The sequence below is a fragment of the Rhizobium sp. CCGE531 genome (assembly GCF_003627795.1).
Lineage (GTDB): Bacteria > Pseudomonadota > Alphaproteobacteria > Rhizobiales > Rhizobiaceae > Rhizobium.
In genome coordinates this window covers 89,463-105,948 of record NZ_CP032688.1, presented here as the reverse complement: position 1 = coordinate 105,948, position 16,486 = coordinate 89,463, and the positions used below count along the sequence as shown (strand labels likewise).

General features: G+C 56.5%; 13 protein-coding genes and 1 pseudogene. 5 read left to right on the top strand and 9 right to left on the bottom strand.

Features of this window, described 5'->3' with window-relative positions:
• The first annotated feature begins 39 nt into the window (after positions 1–39).
• Genes purU through CCGE531_RS33185 form a run of 3 tightly spaced genes read left to right on the top strand, consistent with a single transcriptional unit; the run spans position 40 to position 2,321 of the window.
• Positions 40–924: a formyltetrahydrofolate deformylase gene (gene purU / locus CCGE531_RS33195; RefSeq protein ID WP_120671106.1), complete on the top strand. Its 885-nt coding sequence runs from the start codon at positions 40–42 to the stop codon at positions 922–924.
• Positions 921–1,826 (top strand): bifunctional methylenetetrahydrofolate dehydrogenase/methenyltetrahydrofolate cyclohydrolase FolD, encoded by a 906-nt coding sequence (gene folD, locus CCGE531_RS33190; RefSeq protein ID WP_120671105.1) that lies wholly within the window; start codon positions 921–923, stop codon positions 1,824–1,826. The genes purU and folD overlap by 4 nt, the downstream gene beginning before the upstream one ends.
• Before the next feature lie 36 nt (positions 1,827–1,862).
• Positions 1,863–2,321: a RidA family protein gene (locus CCGE531_RS33185; protein WP_120671104.1), complete on the top strand. Its 459-nt coding sequence runs from the start codon at positions 1,863–1,865 to the stop codon at positions 2,319–2,321.
• Positions 2,322–2,417: 96 nt separating this feature from the next.
• Here CCGE531_RS33185 and CCGE531_RS33180 read toward each other — a convergent pair whose 3' ends face one another.
• The 6 genes from CCGE531_RS33180 to CCGE531_RS33155 form a co-directional block, all read right to left on the bottom strand.
• Positions 2,418–3,092 (bottom strand): hypothetical protein, encoded by a 675-nt coding sequence (locus tag CCGE531_RS33180; RefSeq protein ID WP_120671103.1) that lies wholly within the window; start codon positions 3,090–3,092, stop codon positions 2,418–2,420.
• A gap of 18 nt (positions 3,093–3,110) precedes the next feature.
• Positions 3,111–3,950: an ABC transporter permease gene (locus CCGE531_RS33175; RefSeq protein ID WP_120671102.1), complete on the bottom strand. Its 840-nt coding sequence runs from the start codon at positions 3,948–3,950 to the stop codon at positions 3,111–3,113.
• 9 nt (positions 3,951–3,959) lie between these two features.
• Complete coding sequence (locus CCGE531_RS33170) at positions 3,960–5,210, bottom strand: ABC transporter permease (protein ID WP_120671101.1); 1,251 nt, start codon at positions 5,208–5,210, stop codon at positions 3,960–3,962.
• Positions 5,203–6,309 carry an ABC transporter ATP-binding protein gene (locus CCGE531_RS33165; protein ID WP_120671100.1) on the bottom strand — a complete coding sequence of 369 codons (1,107 nt, stop codon included), beginning with the start codon at positions 6,307–6,309 and terminating at the stop codon, positions 5,203–5,205. The genes CCGE531_RS33170 and CCGE531_RS33165 overlap by 8 nt, the downstream gene beginning before the upstream one ends.
• A gap of 97 nt (positions 6,310–6,406) precedes the next feature.
• On the bottom strand, positions 6,407–7,480 hold the full coding sequence (locus CCGE531_RS33160) for an ABC transporter substrate-binding protein (protein WP_120671099.1): 1,074 nt from the start codon (positions 7,478–7,480) through the stop codon (positions 6,407–6,409).
• Between the two features lie 179 nt (positions 7,481–7,659).
• Positions 7,660–8,805, bottom strand: a complete 1,146-nt coding sequence (locus CCGE531_RS33155) for a Xaa-Pro peptidase family protein (RefSeq protein ID WP_120671098.1) — start codon at positions 8,803–8,805, stop codon at positions 7,660–7,662.
• Positions 8,806–8,965: 160 nt separating this feature from the next.
• Between CCGE531_RS33155 and CCGE531_RS33150 the strand changes: the two genes are divergently transcribed.
• Together CCGE531_RS33150 and CCGE531_RS33145 are read left to right on the top strand one after the other, a co-directional pair.
• On the top strand, positions 8,966–9,739 hold the full coding sequence (locus CCGE531_RS33150; RefSeq protein WP_120671097.1) for an arylmalonate decarboxylase: 774 nt from the start codon (positions 8,966–8,968) through the stop codon (positions 9,737–9,739).
• Positions 9,739–10,431 (top strand): GntR family transcriptional regulator, encoded by a 693-nt coding sequence (locus CCGE531_RS33145; RefSeq protein WP_205586545.1) that lies wholly within the window; start codon positions 9,739–9,741, stop codon positions 10,429–10,431. Before CCGE531_RS33150 ends, CCGE531_RS33145 begins: the two co-directional genes overlap by 1 nt.
• A 433-nt stretch (positions 10,432–10,864) precedes the next feature.
• On the opposite strand, the pseudogene CCGE531_RS35140 reads toward CCGE531_RS33145, so the two are convergent.
• The 3 genes and pseudogenes from CCGE531_RS35140 to CCGE531_RS33130 form a co-directional block, all read right to left on the bottom strand.
• Positions 10,865–10,975, bottom strand: a pseudogene (locus CCGE531_RS35140) (DDE-type integrase/transposase/recombinase); the annotation flags it as partial.
• Positions 10,976–11,248: 273 nt separating this feature from the next.
• Entirely contained in the window at positions 11,249–13,948 is a 2,700-nt protein-coding gene (locus tag CCGE531_RS33135) for a bifunctional diguanylate cyclase/phosphodiesterase (protein ID WP_120671096.1), read from the bottom strand.
• A 173-nt stretch (positions 13,949–14,121) separates the two neighbouring features.
• Entirely contained in the window at positions 14,122–16,389 is a 2,268-nt protein-coding gene (locus tag CCGE531_RS33130) for a methyl-accepting chemotaxis protein (protein WP_120671095.1), read from the bottom strand.
• Positions 16,390–16,486 lie beyond the last annotated feature (97 nt).

Genomic DNA, 16,486 nt, shown 5'->3' with positions numbered 1-16,486 from the left:
TCAGCTGGCCGGATCCAATTTACCATTCGGAGGTAAGTAATGACCACCTATGTGCTCACCGCGACTTGTCTGTCTACACGAGGTATCGTGGCAGCAATCTCCGGCTTCCTGTTCGACGCCGGATGTAACATCATCGACAGTTCTCAGTTTGACGATCTCAGTACGGGCCGTTTTTTCATGCGTGTGTCGTTCATTTCTGAGAATGGCGTCGGAGCGGAAGCCCTTGCGGAAGCATTGAAGCCGATCGCAGAGAAGTTCCAAATGGCCACGGAGCTTCATGTCCAGACCCAGAGGACCAAGGTTCTCCTCATGGTGTCTCGCTTTGGGCATTGCCTGAACGATCTACTTTACCGCTGGCGGATCGGAGCGCTTCCGATCGATATCGTTGGCGTCGTCTCCAACCACTTTGATTACCAGAAGGTAGTGGTGAACCACGACATCCCGTTCCACCACATCAAGGTAACGAAAGAAAATAAGCCCAAGGCCGAGGCGCAGATCATTGAGATTGTTGAGCAGACGGGCACCGAGCTCGTCGTGCTGGCGAGATACATGCAGGTGCTTTCGGACGCCATGTGCGCGAAGATGTCGGGAAAGATCATAAACATCCACCACTCGTTTCTGCCCAGCTTCAAGGGTGCCAATCCGTACAAGCAGGCTTACGAGCGGGGCGTGAAGCTTATCGGCGCAACTGCGCACTACGTTACGGCGGATCTCGACGAGGGTCCGATCATCGAACAGGACACCGTCCGAATTACCCATGCGCAAAGCGCAGATGACTACGTATCGATTGGCAGAGACGTCGAGAGTCAGGTCCTTGCACGCGCGATTCACGCGCATATCCACCACCGAGTGTTCATGAATGGAAACCGCACAGTGGTCTTCCCCGCAAGCCCGGGCAGCTTCGCGTCGGAGCGGATGGGATGACGCAAGCGACGCTGATCGAGGGAAAGCCTGTTGCGGCCTCCGTGGTGGCGCAGGTGAAGCGGGCAGCTGGTGTTCTCGACGCCGATAAAGGTGTAAAGCCCGGTCTGGCAGTTGTGATTGTTGGAAACGATCCTGCGAGCCACACCTATGTCGCCGCCAAGAGCAAGATGGCGAAGGAGTGCGGCTTCGCATCTTTCCAGTTTACGCTGCCTGAGGAGACCACCCAGTCTGAACTCGCCGAACTGATTGAACGGCTGAACAACGACGCCAATGTTCACGGGATCTTGGTACAGTTGCCCTTGCCGCCAAATCTCGATAGCGGGTTGATTGTTCAGTCAATCTTGCCGCAAAAGGATGTCGATGGTCTTGGTGTGGTCAATGCTGGCAAGCTGGCGGTCGGCGACCTCACCACTGGCATCGTTCCCTGCACCCCGGCGGGAGCTATGGTGCTGGTGCGTGCGATTCACGGCCCCGATCTTTCGGGCCTGAGGGCGGTCGTTATTGGTAGGTCGAACCTCTTCGGGAAGCCAATGGGTCAGCTTCTCCTCGCGGCGAACGCAACCGTGACAGTCGCTCACTCTCGAACCAAGGATCTAAGCGTGGTCTGCCGAGAGGCTGACATTCTCGTAGCGGCGGTCGGCAGGCCTCAAATGGTCAAGCGCGACTGGGTTAAGGGGGGCGCCACGGTTATCGATGTCGGCATCAACCGTGTTCCGGCAACGGAATTGGGGGAAGGCAGAATGCGGCTCGTCGGCGACGTTGCGTTTGAGGAAGTCGCAAGCGTGGCAGGAGCTGTTACGCCTGTTCCGGGAGGTGTTGGGCCGATGACCATAGCCATGCTCATGGCGAACACGCTTAAGGCTGCCTACAGGACCGCGGGAGAAAGCTTCGAACTGAGCTGATCGTTATCATAGTTAGATTTGGCAGGGAGCCGTCTCATGGAAAGCGTTACTACCGGGGCTGCCACGGATGGCCTCACGCTGATAGCGAATGGCAACTACGTCCTAGCAAAACGGCATCGGGACATGGTGTTTACGTCTGGGATGACGCCTCGAAGGGAAGGTCGTCTCATTCACACCGGCACCTTCACGAATGATCAGCGCGCTGAGGATTCGAAAGACGCAGTTGAACTGGCTGTTTCCAACGCAATTGCGGCGGCGCGCCGTTTGCTGCGGGACGGAGAGATGATCAGCAGCGTGTTGACTATGACTGTGTTCGTGTCAGCGACGGACGATTTCAATCAGCACTCTCGCGTTGCTGATCATGCTTCAAATTGGCTTTGCCGGGAGTTGGGACCTGACGGGATTGGCACTCGCGCGGCGGTGGGAGTGGCTTCGCTCCCAGGTGGCGCGTTGGTGGAAATACAGCTGACTGCGATCGTCGCTGACACTTCGTGAGCCGTAAGATCCTGCGCATAGCGGACGAGCGCAAGTCGCGGCGTTCCTCTAGTCACCCGCTAATCCGCAGGGACAGTCTTCCGGCTTCCTTGCCCTTCAGCCCTCTGCTAGCCCGAGGAAGATTTCGCGTTCTTCCTCGGGCGAAATTCCAACGTAGAACTCTGCAGCGAGCTTGGTGAACGAGTGGGAAGCGCAAAGGGCTTCAAGCCAGACCCTCAAGTCGCCAGCGCTCAATTCCTGCACCGTCGGAAAGTATTCAGCAGCGGGGTAAGATTTCGTGCTGACGATTTGGTTGCAAATGTCGAGCGCCAGGCTGCACGCCTCATATTCCGCGTGTCCGGAGATAAGGCGCCACGGATAGTCGACAGGGATGTGAACTCTGAACCCCAAGGTCTCCCGGGTGTGCCAAAATATCCTTTCGGCGCGTATCGCCATGTTATCGGGAATGATTTCCCGGATATGAGCGAGAACGGGTCGGAGCGCGCGCTTTGGCGCGGGCTTTAGAAACGACAGGATACTGTCGAACTCCGAGATAACCGACACGCCCTCTTCGACCCTTCGAACTCGCGCGCCCGACACGAGTCCGTATAGAACCTGCCGAACGCTGTCGGCGGGGCCCTTATCCGGCAGTGGCGGCGTCGCGAATTCGTTCGGAATAACCGCGGAGTGCACAAGCCTCGCCACGGGCACCTGCGAAACCCACGTTGTACGGCCAAGGTTGTTGCCGACTAGGATCGTCAGCGGGTCATCCTTGCCTACGTATTCGGTCATGGCGTGTTCCAGATACCGCTAGTCGACTGGCTTGGCAGAGCGTTTGGCCGAATGGCGGCGGAGCACGCCCATTAGCCCCATCAGAACAAGCGACAACACGATCCACGTCGTCGCGACAGCCAGGATCGTGGGACTAATCTGCTCGCGCAGGCCGGACCACATCTTGCGAGGCACAGTGTAGTAGCCGGGGCTGGGCGACAGGAAGAGCGTGATCACCGCCTCGTCGAACGACGTGACGAATGCGAGAGCAGCTCCTGACATAACCCCGGGGGCGATCAGTGGAAGTGTGACACGCCGGAAAACCATTGTTGGGTGGGCACCGGAGATCAGACCTGCGCGCACAAGACCCTGGTCGAAATTCGAAAGACTCGCGAGTACGGTCACCACCACAAACGGCAGGCCTAATGTGGAGTGTGCAAGCACGAGCCCGAGGTAGCTGTCCACGAGACCCGCCTTTGCGAATACGAAGTAGGTTCCGGCCGCCAATACGACGATCGGCACGATCATGGGAGCCAACAGAAGGCTGACAATCAGGCTACGCATGGGAAGAGGCTTATTGAGGCCCAACGCTGCGAGAGTGCCTAGCGTCGTCGCAAGTAGCGTTGAGAGAATGCCGACGAAGAAACTGTTTCGCACGGCTACCATCCAGCCCGTATCCGATACGAAGGCCTCGTACCAGCGAGTGGAGAATGCTTCCGACTGAAAATGCAGCATTCCGCTGGTGAATGTGAAGTAGGGCTCCGCGTTGAACGACAGCGGAACGATCACGAAGATCGGTGCGATCAGGAAGATAAGGATTCCCCAGCAGATTATCCTGAAGAGAACCGACCAGACCGTCTCGATAGTATAACTGTGCATGTGTCTTCCTCAGTTCACCAGACGGTTGGCGCCGGAATAGCGGTGGTAGATGGCGTAGAGCACAAGAACGACCGACAGAAGGATCATGCCAAGTGCCGCTGCCAGTCCCCAGTCGAGAGATGACTGAACATGGAACGCGATCATGTTGGAGATCATTTGGCCCGACTGTCCTCCGACCAGGGCAGGAGTGATGTAGTACCCAACGGCCAGGATAAACGCCAAGAGCGCGCCGGAGCCCACGCCCGGAAGGGTGTTGGGGAAGTAGACCTTCCAGAATGCGTAGAAGCGGTGGGCACCCAGTGACTGTGCTGCGCGCATGTAAATAGGGGAAATCGAGACCATCACGCTGTAGAGCGGCAGAATGAAGAAAGGCAGCAGGATATGCGTCATCGCGATCAACGTGCCCGCGAGATTGTAGATCATCCTTACTCTATTCGCATCGGATATGATTCCGAGATAGACGAGCATGTCGTTCAGGACGCCCTGTGACTGCAGGAGAACGATCCATCCGGTCGTCCGGACAAGAAGGGATGTCCAGAATGGAAGGAGAACCAGCACGATCATGATCGAGCCAACCACCTTCGAAGACGTGGCGATAAGGTATGCCACCGGATAGCCGAGAAGAATGCACAGCGCCGTGACGGAAAACGCCACCAGGAATGTCCGAGCAAACAGGGTCGTATGGATGCGGTTTTCCTCGGGCGCTAGTTCAACGCTGCCAGAAGCGTCTCGCCGGAGGTCGACGGCGGCTAGGTAGTAATTAGCGCTGACCGAGCTGCGCAATTGGTTGATAGCCTGCCAGGTTTTCTGTTCGGCCCATACTGGGTCCGCCTGCTGAAACCATTCCGAGTAGTGGTCCGCAGGCGGCTTGGAACCCAGCCGTCGAGCGGTCTTAGTGACGGCACTCCGGAGACCCGCTGCCTCGACGTTCAGTCGATTGGCAATGGATCCCACGGTGTCTGCTTTACGAGCATCGATCAGGTCGTCTGCGAGGGCCTGGAAAGTTTGTTCGTCCGGTGGGTCGTTCCCATTCCAGGTTCGCAGTGCTTCTACCGTTCGCGGAAGGCCGTCATGGATCGTGGGATCGTAGACGCTCAGACGAAATATGTATCCCAGGGGAAGCAGAAACGTAAAGAAAAGGAAAATCAGAGCAGGTGCCAGAAGTAGCAGGCCCTTGCGCATTTCGCTGCGTCGAGAGCGCGCAACCTGACGATTGATCTCTTCAGGCGTTGCGAATGCGGCGGCAGAGGCATCAGCCATGACCGCCTCCCTGGGATAGGAGTGCCCGGGCATCGGTAGCTTGCCAGCCAAGCACCACCGATTGGCCTACGGTTATCTGAGCGATACCGTCTCGATTGGGCTGCTTCATAGTCAGAGTCTGGCCGTCTTCGAGCTGACACGACAGGCGAAGATGGTCGCCGAAGTAAACGACTTCCTTCGCGGTGGCGCTGACCGTGTTCGCGAAGCTGACGCCATCCTGAATGAGCGAGACGCGCTCGGGTCGGAGCGACAAGACCGCGCCGTCTCCCCGCTTCAGGGAGCCGACCGCGACGCAATGCATCGTGGACTTACCCAGGGTGACGACACACTGGCCTTGGGAGACCGAAGCTACGGTTCCGATAAGGTGGTTGTTCTCGCCGACGAACGAGGACACGAATACCGTCTCGGGCGATTCATAGATCGCGCGGGCCGGACCAACCTGCTCAATGATGCCGTTGTTGAAAACCGCGACGCGGTCCGACATCGCGAGCGCTTCGTCCTGGTCGTGCGTGACGTATACGACCGTCAGGCCGAGTTCCTCGTGCAGATGCTTGATTTCCATCTGCATGTGCTCGCGAAGCTGTTTGTCCAAGGCGCCAAGGGGCTCGTCCATGAGAACCAGCGAAGGCTCGAACACGAGGGCACGGGCAAGGGCCACACGCTGCTGTTGGCCGCCGGAGAGCTGTGCGGGACGACGCTGGGCGAAGGCGCCCATCCGGATTCGTTCGAGTGCTTCGCGAACCCGCGTCGCTATTTCCGGCTTTGGCATCTTGCGCGCGACGAGCGGAAACGCGACGTTCTCTTCGATCGTCATACGCGGAAACAACGCATAGTTTTGGAATACCATGCCGATGTCGCGTCGGTGTGGAGGAAGGTGGGTCAGATCGCGACCGCCGACCTCGATCTTTCCGCCCGTTGGGCGCTCGAATCCCGCGAGCATCATCAGCGACGTTGTCTTGCCTGAGCCGGAAGGGCCAAGCATTGTAAGAAACTCGCCTTTCGCTATCGCAAGGGAGAGGGACTTCACGACGAGGGAAGTTCCATCATAGCTTTTTTGCACTTCGTGGAAGTTCACGAACGCTTTGTTGTCGGAATTCATGATCTCTCATTCTGGCTAGTGCTGCTGGCGCGGCCACCGCGTCTAATCGGATGGCCAGAGGTATCCCCCCGGCCATCCATGTGAATTCGAGAACGAACTATTTTGCCATCCAGGTTGCCCAGCGCTGGTTGATCTCATCCTGATGATCTGCCCAGAATTCGAGATCGTTGGCTAGCGACGTCTTGAAGTTGGCTTCGTAGGTCGGCAGGCTGGTTCGGATCGCCTCTGGTACCAGGTTCTGAGAGGACTTTCTGACAGGACCGTAGCTGATGTACTTGGTTACGTCAGCAAGGCGCTCACCAGTGGTCGAGAACTTCACGAAATCAAGCGCAGCATCCTTGTTCTTGGAGGCCTTCGAGATTGCCCAGACGTCGAGGTTCCAGATCTGGCCATCCCAAACAATCTCAAAGGGCTTGTTCTCCTTGGAAATGGCGTCATAGATGCGGCCGTTGGCAGCTGCGGTCATGACGACCTCACCATCTGCTAGCAGCTGCGGCGCTTGGGCATGCGCGCCCCAAAACACTACATCCTTCTTGATGGTGTCGAGCTTGGCGAATGCCTTGTCGAGACCTTCCTTGGTCGCCAGGGTTTCATAGACCTTGTCGTTTGGAACGCCGTCCGCCATGAGCGCCCACTCGAGGTTGACGTTGGGCTTGTTGCTGAGCCCGCGCTTGCCCGGGAACTTGGAGAGATCGAAGAAGTCGGCGATCGTCTTGGGTCCGCCGTTCTGGAACTTAGTCCTGTCATAAGCGATGACATTCGACCACATGATCGTGCCAACGCCGCAATCCATTAGGGTGCCCGGCAGGAAATCGTCGGACGCGGCAGTGCCGTCGGCTGAGGGCGCAAGTTGTGCCGGGTCGATCTTCTCGATGAGACCGTCGTCGCAGGCTCTCAAAGCATCCTGCAGCTCGAGATCGATGACGTCCCATGCACCGTTGCCGGACTGCACCTGGGACCGGAGTTCAGCGAGACCGCCATTGTAGTCGGCGGTCAGGACTTTTGCGCCCCTCTCTGCCATGTACGGTTCGATGAAGGCCTTCGACTGACTTGCCGTATAGGCACCGCCGAAAGATGCAATCACGAGCTGGTCGGCTGCTAAGGTAGTCGTGGACGATGTAGCGATGCTGACGAGTGCGATACCCGCGAGCAGAGTAGAAATTCGTGTCATTCCTGTTACTCCTCTGGATTGACCGATCTTGGCGCCGGTTTGGATGAACTGGATTGAGAGCGGCTATGCCGCAATTTGTTTGGTTTCTCGATGCTTTCCCTCAAGGGTCGGCGCGACAGCATTTAGCCCTATGGGTTCTCAATGGTGACGAGCTGTACGGAGGTGCCCAATGCACCGCCTCAAACGACTGCAAGTCCGCGCGGGTAGTTTGTCAGGTACTCGAATCCATTGTCAGTGACGACGATCGAGTCGCCGATGCGGCCGCCGAAGCTGCCCTCGATCGTGATGCCGCCGTCGACGGCGAAGGTCATCCCTGCTTCGAGAAGTCGCTTTTCGCCGCGCTTGAGTTCGGGCGACTCAAGGAATGATTGACCAACCGAGCGACCCGTCCGGTAGCCTGCTGAGAAGCCAGCCTCCGTATAGACTGCTTCGGCTGCCGCGTTGATCTCCTCGCATGCGATGCCGGGCTTGATTGCCGCGAGTGCAGCCTGCTGAGCGGCGACGGCGGTCTCGTAGACCCGTGCCTGTTCATCGGTAGCGCTGCCGACGAAGAATTCGCGGTCGAAACCAAGCTTGTAGTTACGGAAATTCGCGATGCCGCAGAAGCAGAGGTAGACCGGATCGCCCATTTTGAGTTCCCGCACAGAAGAACGGCGGTGAACGAGGCAGACGTCCGTGCCGGACTGCAGGATCTGCAGATTATAGATGGTCGGCGAGACGAAGCGATCCTTGCTGTCATCCAGGAAGGAAGCAGCTTTCCGCGTTCCAGCGGCGATTACTGCCAGCGCCACCTCATACTCCGGAACTCCTTCTGCGATCACTTCGCGAGCTCCCTTAACCATCGCGACCGCGACTTCCCCAGCCTTGCGCATGATTTCGATCTCATCGGCCGACTTGATCATCCGAATTTCCGATATGAGGGCGCCAGCATCGCCCACTTCTGCACCGTGAAGCATGGGAAGCAGATCATTTGCCACGAGGGCCGGGATTGAGCGCCGCTCGATGGCGACCCGGCGCGACTTGCCTTCGACCGCAGACTTGAGGACGCTGCGCCATTCGTCGTCGATGCCGTCGCTCCAAGGACGGATATCGGTGACCCAGCTCATGCGGCCACACATTTCCGACTCCATCAGCGGTGTGATGATGGTCGGTTCGCCGTCTACTGGGACGGTCATCAAGGTTGGGCGCCCAAAGTCGATTCCAAGATAGTCGAGGTATTCACCGAAGTAGGCGATGGAATCCGGGTTCGTCAGGATGGCGCTTTCAAACCCGGCTGCCTGAAGAGCATTCTTGAGTTTCTCGGTACGTTCTCTGCCTGGTCTCATCTATCTCCGCCTTCTCCGAGCTGTATGCAGGTTGGATATAGCAATGAGTAAACAGCTCCAAAAATTCTGTCAATCACTCTTGTTTGGCAATTTTAAGCGATAAATATTGCGGCATTCAAAGCTGCTGTGTACAGGTTGGTAGGGAGACGGAGTTTCGGTTATGCAAAAGACTGGCGCGGTTGAAGATTCCCTCGGGCGTGGCGGCATTCGTTTTGATGCGGGTCGTCATCACAGGGCGAAGATAGGCTTTGTGCTCCTGGCCATGGAGCAGACCATCGAAGAGGACATGTTCAAGCTGGCTCCGGAAGGAGTAGGGGTGCATTTTCAGCGAGCGCCCATGGCGAACCGGGTGGATGTAGGAACCCTGTCCGCCATGGCGTCGGGCATCGGAGATGCCGCCGCACTGATTGTCCCCGAAGTGCAGCTTGATGTTATCTGCTACGGATGTACCTCTGGCAGCGTTGTGATTGGCGAAGACAATGTGTTTGCGGAGCTCACGCGCGGTGCGCCTGGCGCTAAGCCGACTTCCATCATTTCGGGGGTCATGCGGGCTTTGAATGCCGTGAACGGCAAGAAGATCACCGTCGCGACGCCTTACGTCGATCCGGTCAACGAGATCGAGCGCGTCTATATGGAAGAGCGCGGGTTCGAAGTATTGAACATTCAGGGGCTGAACATCGAGAATGACGAGGATATGGTGCGCGTCACGCCGGACTACATCTTCGAGTTTGCAAGGCAGGTGGATCGACCTGGATCGGACGCGATTTTCATTAGCTGTGGAGCTCTTCGGTCTGTAGATATTATTAAGGCACTTGAAGCCGAGACCGGAAAGCCGGTAATCACGAGCAACCAGGCAATGATGTGGGATTGTTTGCGTCTGGCGGGCGTCAATGACCGGAACGACAAATATGGCCGCCTTTTCAGAGAGAGCTGATGGCTAAAGCTGCTGCATTCAGGCGCGAGACGCCACGAGCCGCGCCTCCGCGTGGGCAGGCGACCGAAATCCATCGCGTTCTCCGCGACAGAATCTGCCTATTGCAATATCGTCCCGGCGAGCTGCTGGTCGAGACCGAGCTTGCGGCGGAATTCAAGGTGAGCCGAACTCCGATTCGACAAGCATTACAGCGGCTCGACTATGAAGGTTTGGTTGAGACGCGTAACGGCGTCGGCACGACGGTCACCGGAGTCGACTTCCAGGAGTTCAAGGATGTCTACGCATTCCGCCTGAAACTCAGCGAGATGATCGGTGATTTCGGCAGGCCGGAGCGGGCGGCCAAGTCTCTCGAAGATATCGAGGCGCTGATCCCTCGCGTTGAAGAGCTGTTACAATCTCGCGATTTCGAGCAGTTCTTCCAGATCAATCACGAGCTTCACTTCGCCGTCAACGCACTGATTGGCAATTCTGCGGTTCGTGACATTCATGATCGCTTCTACTTCCAGGCTTCCCGGGTCTGGTACACCTTTGTTGACCGTATGTGGGAAGATGAAACCCGCTTCTTGAAAGAGGAGCTAGACGAACTCTGCCGCGCATTACGAGCTGGGGATTTGAAAGCTGTCGGCTTCGTACAGCGAAATTTCATCTCCTACGGTTTGTCGCGTGTCGCACGATACATTTCCACTGGCTGACGCGCCATCATCGGAACTTCTCGTGTGTTTCGCACTTATGCGGCCTTGCTGGCACGCCCGGGCAGAAGACGAATAGAGACCGGCTAAACGATTGTCTGCTTGCCCTGTCGGCCCGTGCGGCCTCCGACATCTGGCTCATCTCCTCCGATGCTTCGTACGATATGGATGTTCCATAATTCAGCTTACGTGATTTTAGCTAAGCAACTGGGATAGTTTGATAAAGTGGCTATTTTTGCGCTCCTTATAGCGTGAAAATGACGGTCCGCCTCGTCCCTCACATTGGGACATCAGGTTCCGTGACGTTTATGCGTCGGCCTCGAGCGCATGCTTCACGCGCACAATCAACAGCGGCACCGCGACAATCAGGATTGGAATGGAACGAGGTCGGCAGCCGGCTGATGTGCGGCTCGCATGGCCGTCTGGTACGTCGCTGGCTTTGTATGAGCACATCCAGAACAAATCCGTCCTGATCTACGGCTCGTCCGAGCCAATGCTTATTGCCACGGATCGAAACACCGGTCTGATCCAGATGCCACTTGTGGGCGAGCCGACCGGAACTGCGGCGGCGAATGTCGTTGGCGAAGGTACGACCAGAGTGCCCTGCCCACAGGCCAATCGTCTGGTGCGAGGCAATGATCCCACGAGCGGCCCTGCATGTCCTCGACCATCCGCAGGCTCAAAAACGAAACGGAACTAAAGCCACACCGCGTAGCCAATAATTTCAGCAAGAAGGGCTCGCGGCGACAAAGTGGATCACGATCCATCATGCCATATCATCGCACGACAAATCCCAAGGTCCGTTGCCGTCACGATGCCCTCAGGGGCGTGCGTTCGCGACGAGAAGTTCGGACTTCGGAATGGGCTTACTATAGTAGAAGCCCTGTGCCACAGCGCAGCCGCTTTCAGTCAAGAATTTTTCTTGTTCAACCGTCTCCACGCCCTCAGCGACCACATTTTGCCCTAGGCAACGCGCAATCGAGAGAATTGCCTTCACCAGTTCCCGACTACGCTTGTCGGATCGATTGATGAATGACCGGTCGATCTTGAGGGTATCAATGGGAAAGTTGGCCAAATAGCTCAAAGATGAGTAGCCGGTGCCGAAATCATCGATCGCTATGGAAATTCCGCTCGCATGCAATTGAGAGAGTGTCGTCGAAACGCCCTCACAGTTGTGGAGCAGGAGGCTCTCAGTTATTTCGACCTCGATCCACTCCGCACGACAACCGGTTTCCTGCAATACGTCCGCGATCGTTTGCGACAAATGCGGGCATTGAAACTGCTTGGGAGACAAATTTATCGCGATCTTGTGCGGGGGCAGTCCATCTGCGTTCATGACGGCAGCAGTCAGACACGCCTCATGCAGCACCCATCGTCCCAGATCGATGATCAATCCGGTTTCCTCGGCGACACCAATGAATTCGCCCGGAGGGATCATTCCCAACCTCGGATGATGCCATCGAAGCAGGGCTTCTGAACCGATCACCTTTCCGTTGTCCAAAAGGACCTTTGGTTGATAATGGAGTTCAAGTTGCCCATGTTTCATAGCAAGGCGTAGGTCTGATTCTAGCGCCAGGCGCTTTTCAGCCCCAATCGTGAGATCTCTTGAGTAAAAGCGGAAGTTGCTACGCCCCGAACGCTTTGCTAAATACATTGCAGAATCCGCATATTTCACCAAATCGTCGGGTGCGTCGCCGTCATTTGGAAATACCGCTATCCCAATACTGCAGGATACAAAGAACTCCCTGTCGGAAAGCATGAAACGTTCTCCGAATGCGGCGAGCATTCTGCTGGCAATTTGAGCCAAATCGTCATTGTCCTTAACATTCGGAAGCAAGACAGCAAACTCATCGCCACCGAGTCTCGCCACTGTGTCGCTGGTACGGACGCCTTCTTTCAAGCGGGTCGCCACCTGCCGCAGCAACTCGTCACCGACTGGATGTCCCATAGTGTCATTGACTGCTTTGAAATGGTCCATGTCGACCAGCATCACCCCGGCTCGCTGGCCCGCCGAAGCCGCGTCCCTGATCATCTCGCGTAACCGTTCATTGAAAAGTGTCCGGTTAGGCAGGCCGGTCAGAGAATCGTAGAATGCCATCTGACGGATTTTCTTACGGGACGTGTCCAGTTCGGTGATATCGCGGGCGACGCCGAGAATCCCGGTCAGCTTTCCCCCGGAGAATACCGGAACCTTACGAGTTTCCAAAAGCACTGATCGGCCGTCCTCGTGAGCGGTGAACCGTTCCTCATCGATGAGAATACGGCCGGCTTGCATGGCCTCCTCATCCTTGTCCCGAAAAAACTGGGCGAGTTCGGGAGTAAACAAATCATAGTCCGTTTTCCCAACGATTTCCGCTTCTGCCTTGCCGACCAATCCTTCGAACGCATGATTGCACAACAGATATTTGCCTGTTACGTCTTTCAGCCATACCATGTCAGGAATGGTCTGCAGGACACTTAGGAGGCGGGCTCGAGCTTCAATAGTTGTTCCCTCGGCGTGCTTTCGTTCGGTAATATCGCGGGATAACACAAGAAAAGTGACGGTCGAGTGATTGCTGCTTGGTCGCTTTGCCACCGACAGTTCAAACCAACGGGATTCGCCGTTTGGTAGGGCGATACGGACACACCGACCGTAGGAGGCGCCGGTTTCATTGGCTTCTTCAAGTGCCAGCATAGCGATGTCGCCCTGATCTGGAGGGAGCACATCGCGGACAAGCTTACCGAGCAGCACTTCTTTTCGCTGCGCCAGGAGCTCCTGATTCCTTGCCCAGACCTGCAGGTAGCGACCGTCGGCATCTACCTCGAACAGAACGTCAGGAATGGCGGCGATAATTCCCTCTGCGAATTCAAGAGCCTCTTTGAGATCATGCTCCGCACGTTTTCGTTCTGTGATGTCCAACATCGCGCCAACCAAGCCGATCCTGTTACCGGCGATATCAGTGATCGCTGTTTTGCTGAGTAAAAGATCAACCACGCCACCATCTTCCGCGGTGGCCTTTGCTTCATATTGCTGAACACCGCCATTTGCAAAAAGCGCCTCGTCCAACGCGGCATACGTCTCGGCTATGGGTGCGGGTACCAAATCAAAAACGGTTTTTCCGATAATCTCTGCTCTTGAGCGGCCGGAGAAGCTTTCAAACGCCCTGTTACAACCAAGGTGAACCCCATCCCTGTTCTTGAAGAAGACGGGTAGTGGGATGGCGTCGAGCACGACGGCACTGGACATCTCTTCGGCGTCGAATGGCATGTCGACGGTTGACTCAGAATGCCGGGGGGGCGCCCGAAAAGACTTCTCAAAGGGTTGCCCCAGATTAGCGACATCCTCGTCGTGACCATGCGATGGCCGGATAACGGAGGCCTCCGAAAATGGCGATGCCATGCCCGTGGCAAGCGGAGGACTGGCATTGACCGCATTGCGTAAGACGTTACGCCCCTGGATGGTTTGAGCATCAGTCGCCATCTGCGTTTCTACAAGCTGTCCGAGGCGGGATGTTAGTTCCGATTGACGTATCTGTGTCATGTGCCAGTCCTCTTGTAACGTGGCTGAACAATCATGTGTCAAGCCACGGTTTTTTTGGACCGCACAAGTCATTTGGCGGAGTATTATGCCGCTTACCCCACCGGGATATCGCTCTCGTTCACAATCGGCCAAGATGCGTATTTTACTGCGGTCGGCGACGCCGCCTTTAAGATTTACAACGCTTGCCAATCATCGTTCGAAGGCGCAAGTGCTAGGTTACCGCGGCGCATCGGATAGTTTCCGCGGCCAACCCTTGTCTGACCGGCCGGGGACCTCTTTCCAAGTTCGCCCGTCACCGTCTGTGGCTGGAAATCCGCGCTCTTTTCCTCGAAGTGGAAATGTCTCAACAGCGCGGCGAGGCTTTGGCTCTCTTGAGCGAGGTGTGATCCTGCAGAATTCATCTCCGCGACCATGTTCGCATTTTCTTGAGTGGCATGGTCCATATGATTAACCGCGCCGTTGATCTCGCGCAGGCCCGACGATTGTTCCTGGGAGGCTGTTGCGATTGCGTCCATATGAAGATTTACATCCTGCACAAGCTCTTCAATCGTTCTCAGGCCCGAGCCGGTTTCGCTCACGAGCCTTACGCCCTCGTCGACCGCCAGAGCTGAATTGCCGATGAGATCCTTGATTTCTTTCGCCGCTGTCGCTGAGCGCTGTGCAAGCTCCCTGACCTCCTGGGCAACAACCGCAAAGCCTTTTCCCGCGTCGCCAGCACGCGCTGCTTCGACGCCAGCGTTCAGCGCCAGGAGGTTCGTTTGGAAGGCGATCGCGTCGATGACGCTAATGATCTGCGCAATCTGCTTAGAGGAGTTTTCAATGCGGTTCATGGCTCCGATAGCATTGCGCACAACGCGACCGGACATTTCCGCATGATCTCGCATCTGTCGGACGGCTCCGCGCGCCTCAGCCGTCCTCTTTGTCGTCGATACAACGTTGGCGGTTATTTCCTCCAACGCGGCTGCAGTTTCCTCGAGCGAAGCCGCCTGCTGCTCGGTGCGTCTTGAAAGATTTTCAGATGCGGCCGAGACGTCCGAGCTGCCATTCGTGACCGTTTCGACTGAATGGCCGACGGTAACAAGCGCGTCCCGGAGCTGGCGAATGGATGCGTTGAAGTCCCTGCGCAAGCTTTCGAACTGTGGCGCTAACGGTTCGTCGATCTCATAAATCAGGTCTCCATCCGCCATCCGCTTCAACCCGGTTGCCAATGCCGTCGTCGCTCGGACGAGGCGCTCTTCTGCTTCTTCTTCAGCCCTTATCTGAATATCCAGCTTCTCTTGGTCAGAACGAACGCGCTCAGCTTCCGCGGATGTCTCCAGGTGATTTTTTTGTATGGCCACGCCGCGGAAAAACTCGAGGCAACGCGCCATGTCGCCGATCTCGTCGCGTCGGATCGTCAAGGGCACCGGCGCCGACGTATTCCCTTCTGCGAGTGCCTTCATCCGGCTTGTCAGTGTTCGAATGGAGCTTGAAATTTTCCGAACGACCGAAATGCTCAGAATGAGTACCGTCGACATGATCAGAAGTGTGGCGCCGGAGTAGCCGATAAAGGCATTGCGAAGATCGGCGTACCGCTGAGATGCCATCTCGTCCAACTTGTCGCCGGTGCGCATAACGAGTTCGGTCAACAAAGCAGCCCGCTGTTGGGTCATTTCACTCCATCGATCCAACGTCTCGGCGGGGAACGAAACGCCCGGCTGGTTCGCATACATCTGATCGCGAACGTCCGCGATGAACTTGCCTGCGGCGCTGGCCTCGAAGTCGTCATACGATTTGACGAGATCGGCAGGGAGAAATTCGTGCATGGTGGGCACATAAAGCTGCTTTAGATTTTTCGACTGTAAGAGGGACGAAAATAGATCGACGGACATTACTGAATTTTTGATGTAGGCTCGGCCCGGCCTGATCTCCAGCAAACTTGCTTCCGTGATCTGCATCAACGCGTGAAAACCGGTGATTTGACGTGCCAAGTCCAAGTCATTGACAGTCGCCCCAGTGCGACGGACGAGCTCCAAACCCGCAACGGCAGCTGGGCGCAAGGCAACGGCTCCCTCCGCCTCGCCAGCGGTCCCGTCATCGACGCGCCGGCGGAAGCTGTCGATATTCTCCCGCCTTTCCCGAATGATCTGTACTGCCCGCTCTATGGCCGGATCGTCGAATGCCTTTTTCCAAGAGTCGTAAGCGGAAAAGACCGCTGTAAAAGCGCTGTCCGATGCGGCTCGTCTTGCCCGACGGACGTCGGCGCCTGCAAACGCTTCTGCCGCTACAGCTTGGGCCAGGAACCCACCTTCCCGCCCAAGTTGCTGCGTTGTTTGCGCGCTTCGAAACGTAGAGTATTCGTGGTAATAGCCCAGTGATGTCGATACTCCTATGAGTAGGAAAGCCGTCAAAGGGATAATTGCCAAAATCATTAAAAGTAGAGATAGCGGCAGTCTCGACATATGTTCCTCATGGACTAAAAATTACACCGGCTTCCATTAGCGATGCGGTTCAGAACATTGTGATGTCGACCGCTATGTGTGAGATGAGCGCGGCACA